The organism is Marinitenerispora sediminis, assembly GCF_003336425.1.
GTDB classification, from domain to species: Bacteria; Actinomycetota; Actinomycetes; order Streptosporangiales; family Streptosporangiaceae; genus Marinitenerispora; species Marinitenerispora sediminis.
The window spans coordinates 1-2864 of the sequence record NZ_QEIO01000274.1 but is presented as its reverse complement, the minus strand read 5'-3'; the positions used below and the strand labels follow the sequence as shown (position 1 = coordinate 2864).

The window sequence follows — 2864 nt, the reverse complement described above, 5'->3', positions numbered from 1 at the left end:
GCAGCGGCTGGGCGCCGCCCTGGCGCCGCTAGACGGCGGGGTGCGCTGGCCGCGTGCCTCCCATGGCGGCGGCCAGCGGCAGCCCCCCGGCCGCCGCGGCTCCCGGTGACCGGCCGTGCCGCGGACATCCGGCCGCCATGACGGCGCCCGCGCGCGGTGGCGTCGGCGGCCTCGGCCGGGGACCGGAGAGGAGCCGGGACCGGGGCTTCCGGCCGGTGCGGGGCGGGCACCGCGGGCAGGCGGGCGCGGCGGACGCTGCGCCTGGCGGCCTGCTCAGGCGGCGGGACTGCGCCGCTCCGCCCGGCGGCGCCCGGCCGCCGCGCGGTCGGTACCGCTCTCGGGCTCGTCGTCGTAGAAGGCGTCCAGGTAGTCGCCCTCCTCTCCCGCGGCGTGCGCCCCGCGCGGCCGGTAGCTCTGCCAGCGCGACGGGAGGAACATCGGCACGACGAGGGCCAGGGCGACGGGGAGGAAGAGCCCGAGCGAGAGCAGGCTGAGGGCGCCCTCCACGCCGGGCAGCGCGGGCACCCGCTCGGCGAGTTCCGGACGCAGCAGGTGCGCGGCGGTCAGCCCGACGAGCGCCATGCCGGCGACCGCCGGCACGAGGGGCGTGAGCCGGGGGGCCGCGAGCAGGACCGCGAGCAGCAGGGCGAGGGCGCACAGGGCGGCGATCCCGACCAGGCCGCTGCCGGCCAGGAGGGTGCCACCTCCCTGGGCGACGGCGCTCACGAGGCGGAACGCCCACCCCACTCCGAGAAGGCAGAGCGGGGTGAGGACGACGAGACCGACCACGAAGCCGACGACATGTCGCACGGGGATGCTCCTCTCAGATCGAGCAAGCACCATACCGACAAACTCCTCAAAATGGGCATCATGTGCACCTCGGGCGCGGCATGGCCGTCGGGTCGGCGCCGTGCGCCCCGGCCACCTGGAGCGTTCGCGACGCGCCGTGACAACGGTCACAGCCCGATGCCCTCCTAGAGTGGGACGCGTGAGCAACGCAGAGGGGTCCGCTGACCCGACGAACGATCCCGAGGTCATCGAACTGGCGACGCGGCTGTTCGGCTTCGCGCGCCGCGGCGAGACCGCCGCGCTGGACGCCTACCTCGCCGCCGGGGTGCCGGCCGACCTGACCAACGACCGGGGCGACACCCTGGTGATGCTGGCCGCCTACCACGGCCACGCCGGCACGGTGCGGCGGTTGTGCGAGCGCGGTGCCGACGTCGACCGCCTCAACGACCGCGGGCAGTCGCCGCTGGCCGGGGCGGTCTTCAAGGGGGAGGACGAGGTGGTCCGGGTGCTCGCGGAGCACGGCGCCGACCCGCACGCGGGGCAGCCGTCGGCGGTCGAGGCCGCCCGGATGTTCGCCAAGCCCCACTACCTGGAGCTGTTCGGCGCGGGGGAGTGACGCGGCGGAGTGCGGGGTACGGCGGTCGCCGGCCGCGGGTCGGACCGGCGACCGTGCCCGGTCGCGTCTAGACGCCGGCGTTCCTCGCGGCCGCGAGGAACGCGTTCCACTCGGTGACGGAAAAGGTCAGGTGGCCCCGCTCGGGGTGCCGCGAGTCCCGGACCAGGGTGTCGCGGGACAGGGTGGCGACCTCCACGCAGTCCGCGGAGTGCCCGCTGTGGCTGCTCTTGTGGAACAGGGGATCGCTCACCGCTCGCCGTCCCCTAAGGACGCGATCACGCTCCTGATGAACTCGGCCGACTGCGCGGTGCTGATGGCGGAGCCCTGAACATCGCCGAAGACCATGCTGTACCGTTCGATTTCTGTGCGATCCTCCACGAAGATCCCATCAGTCACGGTTTCCACGTAAATGATGGGAAGGTCCAGAGGTTCGGGAAATTCCAGAATGGTGAACGGTGCTCCGAGTGCGGAGTGCGAACCGCTGGAGAACGGCAGGACCTGCACGTTGATGTTGGGCATCTGCGCGATGTGCAGCACGTGCTCCAGCTGCTCGCGCATGACCTTCGGGCCGCCGATGACCCGGCGCAGCGCACCCTCGTCGAGGACCGCGAGCAGCTGCACTGGCCGGAACTTGTACAGGATCTCGCGGCGGGCCATCCGGGCCTCGACCTTGCGGTTGATCTCCTCCGGAGTCGTGTAGCGGCGGCCCGCGAGCAGCGCGGCCGTGTAGTCGGGCGTCTGGAAGAGGCCCGGGATCATCTGCGCCTCGAAGGTGCGGATCGTCGACGCCTCCGCCTCGAAGTCCGGCAGCGCCTTGGAGCCGAAGATGTCCTTGTACTTCGACCACCAGCCCCGCTCCCGCGCGTCCCGAGCGAGGGCCTGCAGGGCCTCTCGGGTCTCCGGGTCCCCGATCTTGTAGAGGTCCATGAGTTTGTCGAGGTCAGCAGCGCTGATGCGCTTGGTCTCGGTGGTCTCCATCTTGCTGACCTTGGGCGCGCTCCAGCCGAGTTCCTTGGCGACCTGGGTCACCGTCAGCTTGGCGCTCTCCCGTGAACGACGAAGTTCGGCCGCCAGCCGGCGGAGCCGAAGTGAAGGGCTGTGGGGGTCTCGCATGCAGGAAGTCTAGCGAGATGAAAACGACGAAATTCGTAAGGTTGACGCGGAATACGAATATTACGAATGGCATCGGAAGGGTGTCGAGATCAATCCGACACCCGCCGCGCCGGTCCGCCGCGGCCCGCGCGTCCGAGCACCCGCGCCGGGCGTCCACGGCCGGCCGCGCCGGCCACCCAGTATGCCGGGTGGGCCGCCGCCGCGACCGCTCCGCCCGGGCCGCCGCGCGAAGCACCGCCGTGCCGGTCCCATGTACGGCCGCGGCGGCGCCGGCGGCGGGACGGGGGGTCCGCCATCGGCGCCGCCGCGGCCTCCTGGCCGGCCCGCTCCCGGGGCGGGCCGGGCG

At 72.8% G+C, this 2864-nt stretch carries 4 protein-coding genes; 1 reads left to right on the top strand and 3 read right to left on the bottom strand.

Translation table 11 applies throughout. The features are described 5' to 3' along the window. Nucleotides 1–273: 273 nt before the first annotated feature. Nucleotides 274–810: a hypothetical protein gene (locus tag DEF28_RS26165; RefSeq protein WP_114400843.1), complete on the bottom strand. Its 537-nt coding sequence runs from the start codon at nucleotides 808–810 to the stop codon at nucleotides 274–276. 178 nt (nucleotides 811–988) lie between these two features. Here DEF28_RS26165 and DEF28_RS26160 point away from each other — a divergent pair, with 178 nt between their 5' ends. Then, nucleotides 989–1405 carry an ankyrin repeat domain-containing protein gene (locus tag DEF28_RS26160; RefSeq protein ID WP_233515553.1) on the top strand — a complete coding sequence of 139 codons (417 nt, stop codon included), beginning with the start codon at nucleotides 989–991 and terminating at the stop codon, nucleotides 1403–1405. A gap of 67 nt (nucleotides 1406–1472) precedes the next feature. Here the strand turns inward: DEF28_RS26160 and DEF28_RS26155 are convergent, their stop codons facing one another. After that, on the bottom strand, nucleotides 1473–1655 hold the full coding sequence (locus tag DEF28_RS26155; protein ID WP_114400841.1) for a DUF397 domain-containing protein: 183 nt from the start codon (nucleotides 1653–1655) through the stop codon (nucleotides 1473–1475). Next, a complete protein-coding gene (locus DEF28_RS26150; RefSeq protein ID WP_114400840.1) occupies nucleotides 1652–2518 on the bottom strand; it encodes a helix-turn-helix domain-containing protein in 867 nt (288 codons plus the stop codon). The genes DEF28_RS26155 and DEF28_RS26150 overlap by 4 nt, the downstream gene beginning before the upstream one ends. Nucleotides 2519–2864 lie beyond the last annotated feature (346 nt).